At 70.5% G+C, this 18,112-nt stretch carries 17 protein-coding genes; 9 read left to right on the plus strand and 8 right to left on the minus strand.

The annotated features are described in order from the left end of the window. Window positions 1-392 precede the first annotated feature (392 nt). Window positions 393-932 carry a GNAT family N-acetyltransferase gene (locus tag OG927_RS02335; protein ID WP_056792651.1) on the minus strand — a complete coding sequence of 180 codons (540 nt, stop codon included), beginning with the start codon at window positions 930-932 and terminating at the stop codon, window positions 393-395. A 267-nt stretch (window positions 933-1,199) separates the two neighbouring features. Here OG927_RS02335 and OG927_RS02340 point away from each other — a divergent pair, with 267 nt between their 5' ends. Continuing rightward, window positions 1,200-2,189 (plus strand): S66 peptidase family protein, encoded by a 990-nt coding sequence (locus tag OG927_RS02340; RefSeq protein WP_330319601.1) that lies wholly within the window; start codon window positions 1,200-1,202, stop codon window positions 2,187-2,189. Between the two features lie 361 nt (window positions 2,190-2,550). Further along, window positions 2,551-2,853, plus strand: a complete 303-nt coding sequence (locus OG927_RS02345; RefSeq protein ID WP_330319602.1) for a hypothetical protein — start codon at window positions 2,551-2,553, stop codon at window positions 2,851-2,853. Between the two features lie 214 nt (window positions 2,854-3,067). Here OG927_RS02345 and OG927_RS02350 read toward each other — a convergent pair whose 3' ends face one another. The 5 genes from OG927_RS02350 to OG927_RS02370 all read right to left on the minus strand — a co-directional run bounded on the left by OG927_RS02350 (window position 3,068) and on the right by OG927_RS02370 (window position 8,778). Beyond that, window positions 3,068-3,442 (minus strand): VOC family protein, encoded by a 375-nt coding sequence (locus OG927_RS02350; RefSeq protein ID WP_319100228.1) that lies wholly within the window; start codon window positions 3,440-3,442, stop codon window positions 3,068-3,070. A 197-nt stretch (window positions 3,443-3,639) separates the two neighbouring features. Beyond that, window positions 3,640-5,451, minus strand: a complete 1,812-nt coding sequence (locus OG927_RS02355) for a hypothetical protein (protein WP_330319603.1) — start codon at window positions 5,449-5,451, stop codon at window positions 3,640-3,642. A 404-nt stretch (window positions 5,452-5,855) separates the two neighbouring features. Next, complete coding sequence (locus OG927_RS02360; RefSeq protein WP_056792655.1) at window positions 5,856-6,482, minus strand: class I SAM-dependent methyltransferase; 627 nt, start codon at window positions 6,480-6,482, stop codon at window positions 5,856-5,858. A gap of 785 nt (window positions 6,483-7,267) precedes the next feature. Continuing rightward, on the minus strand, window positions 7,268-8,074 hold the full coding sequence (locus OG927_RS02365) for a hypothetical protein (protein ID WP_330319604.1): 807 nt from the start codon (window positions 8,072-8,074) through the stop codon (window positions 7,268-7,270). A 128-nt stretch (window positions 8,075-8,202) separates the two neighbouring features. Further along, window positions 8,203-8,778 carry a TerD family protein gene (locus OG927_RS02370; RefSeq protein ID WP_056792657.1) on the minus strand — a complete coding sequence of 192 codons (576 nt, stop codon included), beginning with the start codon at window positions 8,776-8,778 and terminating at the stop codon, window positions 8,203-8,205. Window positions 8,779-8,963: 185 nt separating this feature from the next. Here OG927_RS02370 and OG927_RS02375 point away from each other — a divergent pair, with 185 nt between their 5' ends. The 5 genes from OG927_RS02375 (at window position 8,964) to OG927_RS02395 (ending at window position 14,630) form a co-directional block, all read left to right on the plus strand. Next, window positions 8,964-9,368 (plus strand): BlaI/MecI/CopY family transcriptional regulator, encoded by a 405-nt coding sequence (locus OG927_RS02375; RefSeq protein ID WP_056792658.1) that lies wholly within the window; start codon window positions 8,964-8,966, stop codon window positions 9,366-9,368. Window positions 9,369-9,373: 5 nt separating this feature from the next. Further along, complete coding sequence (locus OG927_RS02380; protein ID WP_124283184.1) at window positions 9,374-10,303, plus strand: M56 family metallopeptidase; 930 nt, start codon at window positions 9,374-9,376, stop codon at window positions 10,301-10,303. Window positions 10,304-10,656: 353 nt separating this feature from the next. Further along, window positions 10,657-11,985, plus strand: a complete 1,329-nt coding sequence (locus tag OG927_RS02385) for a hemolysin family protein (RefSeq protein ID WP_330319605.1) — start codon at window positions 10,657-10,659, stop codon at window positions 11,983-11,985. After that, window positions 11,982-13,001, plus strand: a complete 1,020-nt coding sequence (locus OG927_RS02390; RefSeq protein WP_124283182.1) for a hemolysin family protein — start codon at window positions 11,982-11,984, stop codon at window positions 12,999-13,001. The genes OG927_RS02385 and OG927_RS02390 overlap by 4 nt, the downstream gene beginning before the upstream one ends. 798 nt (window positions 13,002-13,799) lie before the next feature. Further along, the gene (locus OG927_RS02395; RefSeq protein WP_056792662.1) at window positions 13,800-14,630 is read left to right on the plus strand and encodes a glycoside hydrolase domain-containing protein; all 831 of its coding nucleotides are present in this window, start codon (window positions 13,800-13,802) and stop codon (window positions 14,628-14,630) included. Window positions 14,631-15,587: 957 nt separating this feature from the next. On the opposite strand, the gene OG927_RS02405 is transcribed toward OG927_RS02395, so the two are convergent. Continuing rightward, window positions 15,588-16,061, minus strand: coding sequence for a hypothetical protein (locus OG927_RS02405; RefSeq protein ID WP_319100239.1), 474 nt, complete (start codon window positions 16,059-16,061; stop codon window positions 15,588-15,590). 276 nt (window positions 16,062-16,337) lie between these two features. Between OG927_RS02405 and OG927_RS02410 the strand changes: the two genes are divergently transcribed. Further along, complete coding sequence (locus tag OG927_RS02410) at window positions 16,338-16,760, plus strand: hypothetical protein (protein ID WP_330319606.1); 423 nt, start codon at window positions 16,338-16,340, stop codon at window positions 16,758-16,760. 104 nt (window positions 16,761-16,864) lie between these two features. After that, window positions 16,865-17,506 carry an SMI1/KNR4 family protein gene (locus tag OG927_RS02415; RefSeq protein WP_056792664.1) on the plus strand — a complete coding sequence of 214 codons (642 nt, stop codon included), beginning with the start codon at window positions 16,865-16,867 and terminating at the stop codon, window positions 17,504-17,506. 274 nt (window positions 17,507-17,780) lie between these two features. Here the strand turns inward: OG927_RS02415 and OG927_RS35955 are convergent, their stop codons facing one another. Beyond that, window positions 17,781-18,095, minus strand: coding sequence for a transposase (locus tag OG927_RS35955; RefSeq protein ID WP_392926809.1), 315 nt, complete (start codon window positions 18,093-18,095; stop codon window positions 17,781-17,783). Window positions 18,096-18,112: the final 17 nt, after the last annotated feature.

The raw sequence follows: 18,112 nt of genomic DNA on the forward strand, positions 1-18,112 counted from the left end.
TTCCTGGTCGATCACGACGGTATGAGGGGGCGGGGCATGAGCGAATCCCTCTCCGTATGGGTCCATGGGTCATCCCCAAGGGCTACAACAGGGGTACGGAATTCGTCAGTTGGAGGGACGGGGCCCTTACGGTCCGGATCGTCGGCCCTTCACCTCGGCAGGCTCCGCGACTTGGGCCTTCGCTCCGACGGGGCCGGTGGCCACCCGGGCGCGTCCAGGCGGCCGGAGGGGGCGGGGCCACGCTCGCAACTCCCGTCTTCCGCTCCCCCGCCGTCACCCGGGCCCGACGAGGAGATGGTCCCTGCCACCGTCCGCACGCCCGCGGGCTGGGACCCCGGGCTCCGTCCCAGCCGCGCCTGTCGCGTCGGGGCTGCGCCCCGTCGAGCACGAGCTCAGGCGGACGGCGTGCCCGGGGACCGCAGGCCGAGCCACTGTTCAGCGTCCCAGGCCCGGAACCGCTCCACCTCGGTGAATCCCAGCTTTGCAGCGAGGCGCATCGAGCCGACGTTGGCGGTCTGGGTGGCGAGCACCACCGGCTCGCCGGGAAGGACGCCGCCGAACCAGTCGAGTGCCGCCGCGCACGACTCGGCGGCGTACCCGAATCCCCAGGCGCGTGGCAGGAACAGGTAGCCGAGATCGGCCTTCCCGGCAGCAGCCGGGCGATGGTGCTCCGACGCTCTCCTGAGCAGGATCTGGCCGATCATCGCCCCGTCGAGTTCCACGACGAAACTCCCCGGCCACCGCTCGGGCACCTCGGGTGTCTCGCGCTCGAGCTCATCACGCGGCCGGGGGCCGCCTAGGTAGGTGTGCACCTCGGTCGAGGCGTGCAGTTCGATGAACGCCGCACGGTCCCGGGCCCAGGGCTCACGGAGCACAAGCCGCTCGGTCTTGATCGGGGCCGGCGGCCAAGCGACGGGTCCGAGCTCAGTCATGCCGACAACCAATCAGCAGACCGGGCAGCCTTCAAGGCTCGCGGACCCACGATGTGTTGCTACGCCCGTCAACCTGGTGAGGGGCGGGGCGGTGGCATCGCGGCCGACAATCCGTCTGAGGGTCGGAAACCGTTGACCTCCAGCCGGGATCCGGGATCCGGGGCCCTGGATCCGGCCTGATCACGCCGAAAAGGCGGAATACCAACGGTGCCTGCGTCGTTGTCCGCCGTTGCCGACCAACGCGTTGTCGATCAACAAGGAGGCCCCATGCCCACGATCCGTCGTCCCCGTGCGCTGCGTTCCGGCGATCTCGTGGTCGTCACCGCTCCCTCGGGTCGGCTCGAGCCCGGTGAGGAGCCACTGCTTGCTCGCGGTGTGGCTATATTGGAGCGGATGGGTTTCCGGGTGCGGGTCAGCCCGATGGTCGACCCCGCGCGAAGCCGCTGGTGGGCGGCGGGCGCTCCGGCGGAGCAGGCTGCCGAGCTCAATGCGCTGCTCCGGGATCCGGAGGTACGGGCCGTCGTCGCGCACACCGGCGGTCAAGCGACCATCGGCTATCTCGACCTGATCGATCTCGATGCGGTCCGGGCCGACCCGAAGCCCATCCTCGGCTACAGCGACATCTCCCTGCTGCACATGGCGTTGTACGCCCGGACCGGCCTCGTCGGCTTCCACGCCGACATCGCCACCCACGGTTTCGGCAGCGATTGGTACACCCTGGGCGACGAGGCCCGTCGGTCCGAACTCGTCGACCTCTACACCCGTGTGCTCACCAAGGCCGAGGCGCCGGGCGTGCTGCCGGCGAGGGGAACCTGGGAGACCTGGCAGCCGGGCCACGCACAGGGACCACTGGTCGGCGGCTTGCTGAACCGCCTGGTCCAGTTGCAGGCGACACCCTTCGCACTGGCCGCCGAACAGTTCGACGGCGCCGTCTTGTTCTGGGAGGAGCTGCAGCGGCCCGTCACGCGGATCTGGTGCGATCTCCATGCCTTGCGGCTGTCCGGCGTGCTGGACCGGATCGCGGGCATGGTGGTCGGCATCCCGAGTGAGGTCACGCCCTACGAGGACGGCGGCGATCAGGTCGGCCTGCGCGACGTTGTGCTTGACGTTCTCGCGCAGCGTGACATCCCCGTCCTCGCCCAGGTCGACTTCGGCCACACCTCGCCGAACCTGCCGCTGCCCCTCGGCGTCCGCGCGGAGGTGGACGCGGACAAGAGGACCTTGTCCCTGCTTGAGCCGGCGGTCGCGGAACACTGAGAGTGCGGTACGTCATGACGCAGCGACTTCACGAACGTACCGCTACGATCACACGGCCGAACCCGTGCTCCGGCCGACCCGGATCACCGACTCGGTGGCGGGTGTCTTCGGTGCCGGCTACACGGCCGACGGCAGCTTCAGCCATGAGCAGCTCCCCGGAGGCTGATCGCTCCGGATCACCGAGGACCGGACGTACCGCTACGACGCCGTGGGGCGGATGACCACAGTAGTGGAGACCTCGGCGCGGGTGTGTGATGCGAAGGTCCTGAAGCTTCGACGCCCGCCCTATCGAGAAGTGGTCAAAACAATGCAATCGACTCCCCACCGTCTCCGTGCACTCGGCAGCGGATGGACAGTGACCTTGGCGATCGATGCCGTCATCACGCTGGTAACCGCCACGGTCCTGATCGGAATCGGTGCGCTCACACCCGCGTTCGACGAGGACTACGACATGCCCCTGGGGAGGCATCTGTCCGACGCCGCGCCCTTCTTCGGGGGTACGGTCCTCCTCGTCGCCTCCCTCGTGGTCACGGCTCTCATGGTCCGGTCCGGCTCGGAGCGCCGATGCCGGGCAGGTCTGCTTGCGGCCGCTGCCCGCCTCGGTTGTCTCGTCGCGGGAGCCGTTGCCCTCGTCGTGTACGGCACGGTCACGTACGGAGTCTGAAGCCGGCGGTTTCCCTGGCTGCCCGGAGCAGCCGCGTGACCGTTCCGGGCAGCCTGCGGCCGGAAGGTAACCCGAGCTGATCGGGATCGGGCACACTGCCCTTCCAGTACGGGCCGACTACTGTCCGACCGCCACGAAACGCTGGGCGACCAACCAGATGATGTTGCTGCCAGGGGAGGAACAGGATGGTTGCGTCGGTGCCGAGCGGGGTCTTTCAGGCGCCCGGCAGGAAGAGGCAGAACGGGTGACCGTGAGGGTCACGGAGGACCCGCACGCCCTCCTGCGGCTGGTACTCCTCCAGCGTCGCGCCCAGGGCGCGCGCTCGCTCGGTCTCCACGTCCAGGTCGTCGACCTCCAGGTCCAAGTGCGCTTGCATCTGCTGGGTACCCGGGCCTTGAGGCCACACCGGGGGCGTGTGGTCGGCCTCCATCTGGAAGCTGAGGCCCGGGCGCTCCTGCTCCGGAGCCCGCAGGCGGACCCACTCAGGTGACCGCTCGACTTCCTGCCAGCCCAACAAGGCGCGATAGAAGTCTGCCAGCACGGGCGGATCGGGAGTACCGAGAACCAAGGAACCGAGCGTCGTCGTCATGCCCCCACCGTGCCCGCACCCGTGCCTCCCACACGTCTGCGCACACCCAGCGAGACCTGGGCCGGGCCAGAGTGCTGGGGCACACCCCCTTGCGGGCCGGCAGCCCAGTTGCAAACAGCATCCGGGCCGAGGCCCCCCGGGGGAGTCCAGGGTCCTCGCTCACGCACCGGAGCGCCTGGGACAGCTCTCCCGCCGCATCAGGCCGTCGGCCCCTCTCCCTTGCGAACCAGCCGCCAAGCCTCCCTGAACAGTTCCGGGAGTGTGCCCGGGAGCATCTCGAAGGCCCTCACCTCGCTCCCGTCTGCGCTCAACTGCCCGCCGATCAGGGGAGCCTTCCAGGACTCCACCGGAGGCAGCGGCTTCTTGGCATGCGCCCACGGGCCGGGCAGGAACAGCGTGCGTCCCGCACGAGCCCGCCTGTCCTCCACCGCCAGGCCGCGCGCCGACAACTCCCCGGCTGCCGCTTTGTGGCGGGCCGGTGTCCAGGCGTTCCAGCGCCGTACGTTGCGGTCCGATGGCACGGGGAGCAGCAGGATCTGGAGGTAGAGGGTGGCAGCGTCCTCGGATACGCCGAGGGTAGCCACGACCTCGGCCACCAGGTCCGGGGCACAGGCGCGCGGGTCGGACTCGTAGCGTCCAGGAGGCAGGTCACCGGCGGTGATACGGGCTATGACGCGGTCGCAGGTGCCGTCGGTCAGCCAGTTCCAGCGCCGGCTCCCCCGGTTGCCGCGGATCACGCCCGAGTGGAGGACCCGGGCCGGGGAGTCGCGACCCGCCAGTACCTTGCGGAAGTGGTGGACGGCCTCCGGCGCCCCGTCGCGTACGGGGTCCCCGGCGGGGAGGTCGGCGTATGCCCAGGGCAGCCCGGTGAAGAATGCGTCCGCGACAGTCTCGGCGTCGTAGTCACCCATGACGTCCCATGCGGTGCGCAGGTGGCGGTGCTCGGGCGGGCAGGGCCAGACCCGTAGGTAGAAGCCGGGCGGCAGGGTGGCGTTCGCCGGATCGAGGAACAGATGGCACAGGTGGGTCGCCGGCATCCGGGTGTCCAGGGCGACAGCGGCCTGCCAGGTGCTCCACGGGGCGCGCGGGCGGGCGCCGTGCTGCTCTGCCCAGGCAGCTGCGATGCGCTCCGCGACCCGGACGAGGCCGCCCGGCTTCCACAGGTCCTCGGGATCGGTGGGCATCACGTCGGCGAGCAGAGCGAGTCGCTCGTCGTCGTGCAGCATCGACAACTCGGAGCGTGCCGACTCGAGTTCGCCTGCCTTGAAGCCGAACACGGAGCGCTCGTGGGCATCGAGGTAAGGCGTGTAGTAGCCGCCCGCACCGGGATTGCCGGCCAGGACGAGGGCCGCAGCGGGGCGGCTCAGCCCGGTCGCCTCGCTCAGGGCGAGGGCCGCGTCCGCGTCGTGGGTGACCGGGCCGCGTTCCCGGACGAGCTCGACCAGACGGCGCAGCTGATCCGGTGTGCCCCAGCCGCGGTGGCAGTCCACAGCGTAAAGCGGTTCCTCCGGACGCGGGGCGGCCTCGCCGCCGGGGAGCACAGCCTCGAAGTAGAGGGTCTCGCGCCGGGCCGACAGGTGCAGACCGAAGGACGCGCCCTGATGATCGCGAACGGTGAACGAGGTCGTTCCGGCGAGCCGGCCCAGACGGAAGCGGTAGGCCGGATCGGCGAACGGAGTCTGCGCCCACATGTCCAGGAAGTCGAGCAGCACCTCGCGGCGTTCCGGCCTGGTCGCGGCGGCGGCCGCGCGCAGCGCGAGCGCCCCCGGGCGCCCCACGACCTCGGTCCAGCTGCCCGCCGCAGGGGGACGGACGTCGCGTTCGCCCGGCTCAGGCGCCCAACTCCCCTCGATGTAGCGACCGATGGCCCTGATGTCGGCGAAGGAGTCCTCATTCCAGCAGCCCGAGGCCCCGACGAGCCCCTGCAGGGCGGCTGATGCGGCGAACCCGTTCCACGTGCGGGAGGTCCGGGATGCGGCCGTGCCGTTCTCGTTCATGCGTCCGATCATGGCGGATGGTACTGACAACGAGGCACGCCGGTTCGTCGAGTTCGGGGGCCTGGTCCGCGGGAGAACCATCGGTCACCCTCGATCCATCTCGGATGGCGCCCCGGGCCGCCGGCCGGCCGAACCGCCATCGTCCGGGCGAGGCCTGGCCGTCGGCTTCGATCAGGGCCCGGCGCAGCTGTTCCGCCGGGGCTGGTGCGCTCGATCCCGGGCAGCGCGGCGGGTCCGCCACGGCACTGCCGTGCCGGCACACGTCGGGGCCAGGGTCGGGGGCTGCGCGGCCAGGAAGGGAAGCAGGGGCCCTATCGCCCTGCGGGCCCTTCGCCGCGGATCTCGGGGGAAGACCACCGGGGAGAGGCATCACTCGGGCGCGCGTCGGGGCGGACCGTCGTGTTGAGGGCGGGGGCTCACGTGGTGGGGAGGGAATGCACGCTGACGGCGTAGCCGCAGCCTTCGTCATAGGGATCGCCGTTCCAGGTGGCGTAGCGCTGCCGCAAGGTCAGTCCGGCCTGGGTACACCAGTGGTCGAATTCTGTGAGCGTCACCGGTGGTTCCGGCAGGGGGAGGTGTGCCGCGTCCAGTCCCATGCCCGTGACCAGCAGTCCACCGGGGCGCAGCGAGCCGGCCAGCTGCCGGACGACGGCTGCTTCGGTTCCGGGGGCCAGCAGGGGGATGACGTTTCCGGCGGCGAGTGCCAGGTCGAAGCCGGTGTTCAGGCGGAGGGTGTCCAGGCGGGCAAGGTCGCCCAGGAGCCATTCCTGTGTGGGGGCTTCCCGGCGGGCGACGGCGAGCATGGAGGCGTCGACGTCTACGCCGGTGCAGTGGTGGCCCAGCTCAGCGAGTCGGATCGCGATCCGACCGGTACCGCAGCCTGCGTCGAGTACCCGCGCGGAAGGCTTCAGCAGGGCGGCGCAGAAGGCGGCCTCGCCATGGATGTCGTGACCCGATTCGGCGAGTCGCGCGAACCGCTGGGCGTAATCTTCTCCAGCTTGTCCGCCGGTGAGTTCCGCCCAGCGGTCGTGTTGCTCAGTCATGTTCGGTGTGCCTTCCGGTCGGTTCGACGGTTCTGGACCGAATGGAGGATCGGCACCGGCGGAGGTGGCGGTTCTATGGCTCATCTAGTCAGTACGGCTGTGCCTGCAGACCGATTATTACAGGGACGCGGCCCATCCCGGGTCCGGACCGACCCCACCTCCCTCTTGGCGCAGCCGCGCCCCGCCCAGGTGGCCGCCGAAACCGCCGATGATCACAGCGTCGGCCTGGCGTGCAGGTCGTGCACGGGCTGCAGACCGGTTTCGGGGCCGGCGAACGGGTCGTTGCCCGAGGAACCGGACTCGCCCGCGGTGGTACGGACGTACCGCGCGTTCCCGTCGAGCTGGATTCAGCGGTGGTCGCGCCCGGCGCGGCACCTGTCGCACCCGGCGTCAGGGGTCGAAGTCCGGCTCCGGTCCAACGGCATCGGTCCGGGCAAGCGGGGTGTGGAGGTGGGCATCCGCGTTCTCGTTCCGCTCGGGATCCGGCCGGGCGCAGCCGCGCCGTACCGGTTCCTGGGCGTGAAGGCCGGCCACGGCCGCGGGGCGGTGGCCGGCGTCGGGCCCGGTGAGGAGGCCGGGCTGGCAGATCCCGGGCTGACAGATCCCCGGCCGATCCCGGACAGCCCCCGTACGTGACGAGGCCGCATGCGGTCAGAGGCGCGCGGGGCAACCTCGTCGGTGCCTCGGGCCTCGCGGGGTGTGGACCTGCCGAGAGCCGCGTCAGATCTGGTCACCGTCCGAGCGGGGCTCCGCGCAGGCCCGTCGGGTCGTCCGGTGCCGCCCCGTCAGTCCCGTCCGGGCGCTCCGGGGCTCGCGAAGCCGGGGGCGGTGAAATCGGGACTCGCCCAGCCGGGGCGCGTGCGAGCTTCCGGAAGCGGGATGCCCCCGGTGCCCCCGGGGAGGGACGGCAGGGCTGCGGGCAGGGCACCCTCCGGGAGCGGGGCCCGAAGCAAGGCCGACTGATGCCGGAGAAAGGGGAGGAGCCCGCGCTCCAACAGGGCGCCCCGCCAGGCGGCACGCGCCTCGGTGACGGCGGGGCCTTGGTGGCGCGGGCAGCCGGAGCACGGTCCGGACGCGGCGCGGTTTCGCGCCGCAGCGAGGACGAGCGCGATGCCGGCGACGACCGCCGTCACGCCCGCCACGACCGCGGAGGTCCATCCCGCGTCCACCAGCGCGTCCGCGAGAGGGCGCTGGGTTCCGGCGAGGCGCAGGGCCTGGCCGAGGAGGAGGAAGATCATTGCCGCCGCGGCGGACAGCAGGGGTGCGAGCACGGCCATGGCCTCGAGGAGTCCGCGGCCGACGGTGACGGTCTCCCTACCGCGAGGACGGCCGGAGCAGCGGGCCCCCGGCCCTTCGACCGAGGCGCGCAGCCGGCGGTAGGCGGCGTACTCGTCGCCGGCCGCAGCTCGGATGACGTCCGCCTCGTCCCTGGCCAGGGAAACCAGGTACCCCGCACCGGTCCGGACGCCCGCGCTCCCCAGGGACCGGCGTATCTCCGGTGTGTCCAGCGCGAGGCGGAGCATCTCCTCGAAGTCGGCTCCGGCTTCCGCGTCGGCTCCGGTCTCGCCTTCCGGGCGGTCGGGCAGATACATGTGGGGTCCCCGGATCGATGGTGAGGTGCCCGGGAATCGCCGGCCCGGACGGGATCACGGCGCCGGACGGGGCACCCCGGGTCGTCCGGGGTGCCCCGGCTTCCGGAACGGAAGAGGGAGACGTGCTGTCAGACGCCGACGCCGAAGTCGGCCGCGATGCCGGACAGCCCGGAGGCGTAGCCCTGGCCCACCGCTCGGAACTTCCATTCCTCGCCGTGGCGGTACAGCTCGCCGAAGACCATGGCGGTCTCGGTCGCCGCGTCCTCGCTCAGGTCGTACCGGGCGAGTTCGGCACCGCCCGACTGGTTCACCACGCGGATGAAGGCGTTGCGGACCTGGCCGAAGCTCTGCCCGCGGTTGTCCGCGTCGTGGATGGAGACCGGGAAGACGATCCTCGCCACGTCGGCGGGGACGGTGGTCAGGCTGACCTTCAGGGACTCGTCGTCCCCCTCGCCCTCGCCCGTGAGGTTGTCGCCCGTGTGCTCGACGGAGCCGTCGGGGCTCTTGAGGTTGTTGTAGAAGACGAAGTGCTGGTCGGAGATCACCTTCCCGGCGCTGTCCACCAGCAGCGCGCTGGCGTCGAGGTCGTAGTCGGTGCCGGTGGTACTGCGCGCGTCCCAGCCGAGTCCGACGAGGACTGCGGTCAGACCCGGTGCCTCCTTGCTGAGCGAGACGTTGCCGCCCTTGGCCAGACTCACACCCATGCCGCTTTCCTTCCTCTGTTCCCGCACCGCCCCGATGGGCCGCCCGGGCTCGTGACTGCCGACTCCTTGAATCTACATCACTGTAGAAGTTGACCGGGCGCCCCTCATCAGGTGTCAGTACGATGAACCGTTCACCGCCGTTCACCGCCCCGCGCGGGGCGGCACCACGACAGGGAGGAGCGGACATGACGGGTCAGGGCAGAGGCGGTCCGGACGAGCACCCCCGTCGGCGCGGCCAGGGCGAACTGGAGGCGGAGGTGCTGACCACGCTCTGCCGGGCCCAGGGGCCCGCGACGGCGGCCTGGGTACAGGAGCGGTTGGGTGGTGGCGTCGCGTACACCACGGTGATGACGATCCTGACGCGTCTGCAGGCCAAGGGGGCGGTGGACCGGCAGCGTGAGGGGCGGTCCTTCCGATGGACGCCGCGCTCGGACGAGGCGGGCCTGGCCGCGCTGCGCATGCGGCGCGTCCTGGACGGCGAGAGCAATCGTGAGGCCGTACTGGCCAGCTTCCTGACCACGCTCACGCCCGGCGACGAGCAGCTGCTGCGCGACCTCCTCGCCGAGGCGGCCGACGAGCCGGAACTGTAGGGGTCATGGGCGTCTTCGTCTTCCTGCCGCTGGTACTGCCCCTGACCGCGTGGCCCGTGGCCCGGCTGGCGGCGCACCACCTGCACCCGCGAACCGCCACCTGGCTGCTGTCTGCGGTCGCGGCGGTGCTGGCCGTATGCAGCACCCTCTGCCTTGCCCTGCTGGTGGTGGTCGGCACGGCCCAGCTGCCGGGCAATCCGCTGCCGGACGGATGGTCGGACCCGGAGGTGCGCGAGGCGGTGCCGTACGACGAGGTGGCGGGCAAGGCCGCCATCCCGGTCCTGGTCGCCGTCCTCGCGGCGTGCGTGAGCGCGGCGTGGCGGCACCACCGGGTGCGGCGCGATGCCGAGCGCGCCCTGACCGGACTTCCCGACACACCGGTGGCGGTCCTGCCGGACGAGGCGCCGTACGCCTACGCGCTGCCCGGGCCCAAGGGGCGGATCGTGGTGTCGACGTCCCTGCTGAGCTGCCTGGACTCCTCGGAGCGCCGGGCGCTGTTCGCCCATGAACGCGCGCACCTGGCCGGCCGCCACCACCGCTTCCTGCTCATCGTGCAGCTGGCCGCGCGGGCCAACCCGTTCCTCCGCCCGTTGCGCACCGCCGTGGCGTACACCGCCGAACGCTGGGCGGACGAGGACGCCGCTGCCGCGGTCGGCAACCGGCGGGTGGTGGCCCGTGCCATCGGCCGGGCGGCTCTCGTCTCCCGCGGCGCACCCGGGGTGACACTCGCCGGGCTGGCGGCCCCGGGGCCGGTACCGCGCCGGGTCGCCGCGCTGCTCGGACCGGCACCGGCGGCCCGCGTCTGGCCGCCCGTCTTCACCGCCGTCGGCCTGGCGGCCTGGGCCGCGGCGGCCGGCACCACGGTCTCCGCCCTGTCCTCGGCCAACGCGGCGGTCACGCTGTTCTTCGTCCTGAAGACCGCCACGCCCTTGTGACACCAGGTCTGCGACACACACGGGTCGACCGCCCGGAACCGGGCACGTGGCGGGACGGCCCTGGGCCCCACGTCTGCGGCGGCCGGGAACACGGCGGCCGGACGTCGACGCGGCCGGACATCGGCACGACCGGCCGCGAAGCCTCGCGGACGCGAAACTGTCGGCCTCGAGGCGGGCAGACCCACCACGGGGACGGGCCGGGAACCTACCCACCTCCTCTTGCGTTTTCTACAGACCTGTAGAAGCCCCACCGACCCAAGAAGGAGCAGCAAACCCGCAATGGGTGAACCTGCCAGTACCGGCCGCCCCCCGTCCTGCCCGCAAACCTCGATCCAGGTGACGGGGGTGACACGGTGACGGAAGTCCTCCTGCTGCTCCTCGCCCTCGCCCTCACGCTGGCGTGCGCGGTGTTCGTCGCGGCCGAGTTCTCTCTGACCACCATCGAGCGCGGTGAGCTGGAGCGCGCCGCCGCTGCCGGCGAGCGTGGTGCCGCGAGCGCGCTCAGCGCCGCCAAGGGGCTGACCTTCCAGCTCTCCGGTGCCCAGCTGGGCATCACCGTCACTTCCCTGGTCATCGGCATGCTCGCCGAGCCCTCGCTCGCGGCGCTGCTGCGCGGGCCGCTCGAGGCTTCCGGCCTGCCGGACGGGGCGGTGTCCCCCGTCGCGACCCTCCTCGGCGTCACCGTCGCCACGGTGGTGCTGATGGTCGTCGGTGAGCTCGTCCCGAAGAACTGGGCGATCTCCAGCCCGCTCGCCGTCGCCAAGGTCGTGGCGGGACCGCAGCGCGGTTTCACCGCCGCCTTCGCCCCTCTGATCCGGCACCTGAACAACGCGGCGAACAGGATCGTCCGGCGCTTCGGTTTGGAACCGCAGGAGGAGCTCGCCTCGGCCCGCAGTCCGCAGGAGCTGGTCGCGCTCGTGCGGCACTCCGCGCGCGAGGGCGCGATCGAGCAGGACGCGGCCGAGCTGTTCGTGCGCACGCTGCACCTCGGCGAGCTGACCGCGGAGAACGTCATGACTCCGCGTGTCGACGTCCTGGCGCTCGAAGCCCACGCCACCGCCGCCGACGCCGCAAACCTCACCCTGGCCACCGGCCTGTCCCGCTTCCCGGTCTACCGGGACAGCCTGGACGAGGTCATCGGCACGGTGCACATCCGCGACGTCCTCGCGCTCGATGAGGGCGTGCGGTCCCGCACACCCGTGACCGATCTGGCCACGGAGCCGCTGCTGGTACCCGACTCCCTGCCCGTGGACCGTCTCCTCCAGCAGCTGAGGAAGCACCGGACCATGGCCGTGGTGATCGACGAGTACGGAGGCACCGCGGGCCTCGCCACCGTCGAGGACATCGTGGAGGAGGTCGTCGGCGAGGTGCGCGACGAACACGACCCGCACGAAGTGCCCGACCTGGTCCTGCTGGACCGGCCGGCCGACGGACACGCGGTGTGGGAGGCCGACGGCGGCGTCCGGCTGGACCAACTGGAGGAGATAGGGCTGACGGCCCCCGACGGCCCGTACGAGACCCTGGCAGGCCTCGTCGCCGCCAGACTCGAGCGCATCCCGACACTCGCGGACCGGATCGAGGTCGGCGGCTGGCAGGTCGCCGTCCTCCGCGTCCAGCACCACCGTGCCGACCGGGTCCGTATCACCGCCCCCCTCGCCCAGAACGCGGAGGACGCCCGATGACCACGGTCCAGCTGCTGATCGGCGCACTGACACTCCTGACCAACGCCTTCTTCGTCGGGGCCGAGTTCGCCCTGATCTCCGTACGGCGCAGCCAGATCGAACCGGCGGCGCTGAAGGGCAACCTGCGGGCCCGGTCCACCTTGTGGGGCCTTCAGCACCTCTCCGCGGCGATGGCCACCGCCCAGCTCGGCATCACCATCTCCTCGCTGGTGCTGGGCGCGGTCGCCGAGCCCGCCATCGCGCACCTGCTGGAGCCCCCGTTCGAGGCGATCGGCGTGCCGGAGGCGCTGATCCACCCGATCGCCTTCGTGATCGCGCTGACGGCGGCGACGTACCTGCACATGCTCATCGGCGAGATGGTCCCGAAGAACATCGCGCTCGCCGCCCCGGCGCCGACCGCGCTGCTGCTGGGCCCGCCGCTGGTGGCGCTCACGCGCGGAATGCGGCCGGTCATCTTCGGTATCAACGCGTTCGCCAACGCCATCCTCCGTCTGATGAAGGTGGAGCCGAAGGACGAGGTCGCCTCCGTATTCACCGACGACGAACTCGCCCGCCTGGTCAAGGATTCCAGCGAGGCCGGCCTCCTGGACCCGGCCGACGGCGAACGCCTCCGGGACGCGCTGGAGCTGGGCACCCGCCCGGCGGGTGAGGTGATGGTGCCGCTCAACCGGTCGGTCACCGTCGGCCACGACATCACCCCGAGGCAGTTGGAGCGTGCAGCGGCGGCCAGCGGCTTCTCGCGCCTTCCGGTGATCGGACCGGGTGACGAGGTGCTGGGCTACCTGCACATCAAGGACGCCCTCGGGGTGGCCGAGCGCGACGAGCCGTATCCGACCGGCGCTCTGCACCCGATGATCCGGGTCGAGATCGACACACCGCTGGACGACACCATGACCGCCATGCGGGCCGGCGGCACCCACCTGGCCGCTGTCACCGGCGACCGGGGCACGGTGATCGGATTCGTCACCATGGAGGACGTCCTGGGCGAGCTGGTCGGCCCGTCCCCCACGGTCTGACGGACGACGGCCGGGAGGCGTCCGGCAGCACGGGAGTGCTGCCGGACGCCTCCCGGCTCCGTGCCACACAGCGGAGGGTGAGGAACAACCACGCCGGATCGTGCGACACGGGCAGCTCGGTACCGGAGACCCCCATGCGCCGCTCGTACGGCGTCCGGGCAGGTGGCACCCAACGAGCCACGAGCCACGAGCCACGAGCCACGAGCCACGAGCCAGGCTATTTCGGAGTTCGCCTTGCTCGTCTTCTTGATTTGGAACATCACTGCCCGCGTCGTTTCACCAAGAGGTCAAAAGATGGGGTGGGCGCCCCAGGCCATCGGGTCACCATTGCGCTACTCGAGACCGGCCGACAGAGTGCAGAACCAGCGCCCTGCCAGAACACTTCTGAACGCCCTGCTCATCAATCCGTGATCTCACTGCCCGGATCACGTGATCTCTGGGCCCTCCTTGCGGATGCACCCCAGATGCGGTCCGCAGACGGGGCACGGCTGCCGTCCGGCATGACGGGCGTTGATCCGAGTCGATGAGGCATCTGTTGCGGCCGGCCACGCAGAGGTGGCCGGACACCCGCCATGCATACGTCCCTGGTGCGCGCCGGGCTTCGAGGGCAGAGCGCGTACATTGTTTCCCTCCCGGGCGGCACAGAACTGCTTCCATTCCCGGCCTGCTTGCTGACGCCCACCGTGATGACATCCAACAGAGCTTTCCAATGGACCTGGCCGGTAAAGGCGGTTACGCCTCCTGGAGATAGAATGGGCGGGATCCGGAAAGCCGGATTCCGATTCATGGGGTGGGGAAATGTCGAAGCACCGTTTGTCCAGAAGAGGCCGCTACATCGCTCTGGCGACGACCGGCGTCGTCGTCGTGGCCGGTGCCGGGATCGCGGCGCAGACCTCGATGGCCGCCCCGGCGTGGCCCGCGCAGAAGACCTACACCGGCCGGGCGTTCGACGCCTGCACGGCGCCCTCGCTCACCACGATGAAGGCGTGGAAGAAGGACGCCTACTACGGCGGCGTCGCCGTCTACATCGGGGGCAAGAACCGCGGCTGCGCCCAGCCCAACCTCACCAAGCCCTGGGTGAAGTCGGTCGGCACCCTCGGCTGGCGGGTCATCCCCCTGTACGTCGGCGCCCAGCCGCCCTGCCAGAAGAGCCAGAACAAGGAGAGGTTCACCGCGTCCACCGCGGCCTCGGTCGGGGCCGCCAACGCCAAGGACGCGATCGCCAAGGCCTCGGCGCTCGGAATGAAGGCCGGCAGCCCGATCTATCTCAACATGGAGTCGTACGACATCGCCGACAAGGCGTGCAACGACGCCACCCTCACCTACGTGCGCTCCTTCACCAAGACCCTGCGCACCAAGACCTACCGCGCGGGCCTCTACGGCTTCAGCAGTTCCAGTGCGAAGGCGATCGCCACCGCCAAGAACCGCACGGACCTGCCGGGCAACCTCTGGTACGCCCTGTGGAACGGCCAGGACACCACCACCAAGGACTGGCCCTGGGACTCGAAGCTGTACACCGACCACAGCCGCGGCCACCAGTACAAGGCCAACAGCAAGGAGACCCGCGGCGGTCACACCATCAACGTCGACCGCAACGCGTGGGACGCCCCGGTCGCCATCATCGGCTGACAGGGCCGTCGCAAGCGGTGCGGGTCCGGCGCTCCCCCTTCCGATCCGTACGGTGGCCATGCGCACGGGGTGCCCCGCCGCCCCGTGCGCTTCCCCACCCGATCGGACGGTGGTCAGGCGCACGGGGTGCGGCGCCACTCCGTGCGGCAAGTGATCAGTGTGGCGTCGACGTCCGGGACCGGGCCGCGCAGTTCCTGTCCGCCGGCTCTTGCCGCCGGTGTGCCGCAACGGGCCCGGGATGGCTGTCCAACCAGGCCGCCTCTCGGGCGGCAGTGGGATGATCGGGGACAGTTGTGTACCGGCTTCATCGGTACGGACGTCGGGCCGGAGGCCGCAGGGCATACCGGAGCTGGCCGCGGCACGGGCCGCTCTCCGCGCCGACCACGACCAGGGCGCGGGCATGCACGTCGCGGGCATCCGCCAAGCGCCGCCCCTGCTCACCCCCGATAGCCGTGAGGCCCTGTTCGCACCGGAGTTCATCACCACCCCGCCGCCCTCCTTCGGACCCGACGCCGCCACGAGAGAGCAGGGCGTCGAGCCCCGACCTGCGCCGCTCCCGCGACCACCGCCCGCACGACGGCCACGTACTCGCCCGATGACCGGCGTCCAGCTCCACCGGCAGGTGCTCACGTACGCGGTGCACGTCTGCACCGCGTTCCCCGGCCCTCCGTGGTCCCGTGGCCGGGCTTCAGCGCCGATCCTTCGTGGCACGACGAGCGGCCCGCGTCGCTGAATGAGGGCGGGGCAGAGCTGACAGCTGTAGTCCGCGTCATCTCGGGCGCACCACTCGTCCAGGCGCGCAACCGTCAACCCGGGGGCGGTGACACCGTAACGGCTGAGCGTGACCCGTGCCTCGACGGCCTCGCCCAGCGTTCATGCGCCTTCCGGAGGCTCAATTGCGGCCCCTTGCCGGTGTCCGCCGACGCGTGAGCCGCTCCCGACGCAGGGCGTGGCAGGTCACTTGATCGGGTTGTCCTCGAGCCACTGGTCGAGGTCGTTCGCCGGGTCCAGGACTGACGCCCGCGCGGCCTCCGTGTCCTGGCCGTCCAGACCCATGAAATTCTGCTGAAGTTCGTCCATCAGGGCGTACGCCTCGGTATAGACGCCCGGCGCTGCTCCGGAGGCGTCCATAAGCCCCCGCATTCTCTGCGAGTTCTGGTACACCTCGATGAATGCCACGAAGCACGGGCTCGGACATCCGTCCGCCCGGAGAGCACTCAGGTCGTCCTGGTACCTGGTGACTGCCTCATCCAGTGTCGGCCCTGTGGCTGACGGACTGGCCGACGGCTCTGCATCTGGCAGTCCGGCCGACGGCTTGCTTTCAGCTTCGACGTGGCCCTCGCCACCGCACCCAGAGACTCCGGCGACTGCAACGGCCGCGAGCAGCACGGCTACGATCTTTCCCCACCCCATGATCACGACCAGGATCATGCCACGTAGAACCGGCAGCGGCGCTTGCCGACGTCAGCGGTGGCGACGTCGGTTGCGCAGATCTCGTCCATGCATCAGAGAACCGCGCGGTCCTCAGCGCCGCGCTCGCGAGATGCAGGACGACGGGGCGATCGTTGCCACCGCCTTCAAAGCCGCGCCTTGTCGTGCTGTGGGCCCATTCGACCCTTGAGTGGGTCAGGGGACCCGCCTCGCAGGACATCGCGGAGAGCACGGAAGAGAGCGGAACGGAAAACGCGCCCGCACCGTCCGAGGAACATGAAGGTATCGCGCCCCGTCACCGTTCTGCTGCTCAGTGCCGGCCTGTTGCTCTCAGGCTGCTCGTCCTCGTCCGACAATCAGGGCGACGAGGGGTACTCCGGGCCCACTCTGTCAGCCCGCACCGTCGCGAGGGACACCTGGCAAAAGGGGCCCGCTCAGCCCAAGCAGCACAAGCCGTATCCGTACGACATCAACACGCACTGCGGGGTCAAGTGGCTGCAGTTCGGCGGCCGGTGGTGGGTCCTCGACACCGTTTCCCCCGGTGTCGAGCAGGTCAAGGGGAAGCCGCCCTCGCAGGACAGCCAGAGGCTCGCCGGCTACATGACGCTGGTCGGCCCGGACACGGCCGACTTCGATGCCGCCGGAATGCCCACGCTGCAGTTCGTACCGACCGACGCCGAACCGCCGGGCTGCGCCTAGGCGGAGTCGTCAACTGCCACATCCGCATCAGAGGCAGCGACCATGAGCCGGCCTCGCCCGCGCACGGTCGGCGGCCATGGGCATTGTCATAGCCACCTGGCACCATGATCGGCGTGAGTGAGACAACTGAGCATGAAGAGAATGAAGTTGCCGATGTTCTGACCACGCCGCAGGAGTGGCGCGTCTTCCTGGAGCGATACGGCGAGCTGTACGTGAAGGTCCGTGCCGACGGTGACGAGTTGGTCGACCTGCTGGATGACGACCAGTTGGAGGCTCTGGATCGAGGGGAGCGGGTGGAGCCGTGGTTGGGTGAACCCCCTGCTCGGGAGGAAGCTCTGGTGGCATCCGAGGAGCGGCTCGGAGTGCGGTTCCCACCCAGCCTGCGGGGATTCTTCCTGGCGAGCGACGGGTGGACGCGCCTGGATGCCTGGGTGGACGACGTCCATCCATGCGGCCGCGTCGTGTGGATGCGGGACAGCGAGGCCGGCAGGCGCGTGACCGAGACCTACGACTCGATACCCGGCAACGACGGCGATGTTCAGTTGTTTCGCCGGTCCATCGAGATCGCCCGGGGAGAGGACTTCTGGTTGCTCGATCCGACCGACGTCGGGCCGGACGGGGAGTGGGCCGCCTACGAGTTCGCACCCAAGTACGGCAACCCGACGAAGTACCCCAACTTCTCCGCGCTGATCCACTCCGGATACGAGAGCATGGAAGAGGATGAGGACGACGAGGACATGGACTGAGTTGGTTCGTCAGCCTTCACGCCCACATCAGGAGTGATGCGAGGGCAACGGCCGCTTCGTAGGACTGAGCGGTATTGTCGTACCGGGTGGCAGCGTTCCACGACGTTGCGGTGCTTGTAGACCTCACGGTCGAAGCCCGGCGGGCGGCCTCCCCGGCTCCTCGCCGGGCCCGGTTGCAGGCCTGGTCGGCCCGCTCGGATCGTGCGAGATGCCCTTGCGCCGGAGCCACGCGGGGATCGCCTTCGCGCTGTAGCCCTCTTCGCCCAGGACGTGGTCAGGCCGCCTCCGGACCGGCCGAGGGCCGGGTCGCGGAGCCCTCTTTTCGTGCCCCGCCGCATACTGGTGGGCCCGGACGGTCGTGGAATCGACCGGGTACCAGCCACTCGACGTCACCCGCAGCGTCCGCCTTCGCCTGCGCGGCCCGCCGCAGCCCTTCGAACGTCCCGTCCGCCGCCCACCTGCGAAAGCGCGTATGCGGGGTGGTCCAGGGGCCGTAACGGTCCGGCACATCCCGCCAGGCGACACCGGTCCGGAACTCCCGCTCGTCGTCGCACGGTTCATGGCGACGCACCACGACACCATGATCCACCAGCGATGATCACTTGA

The sequence above is a fragment of the Streptomyces clavifer genome, from assembly GCF_036345975.1.
GTDB classification, from domain to species: domain Bacteria; phylum Actinomycetota; class Actinomycetes; order Streptomycetales; family Streptomycetaceae; genus Streptomyces; species Streptomyces clavifer.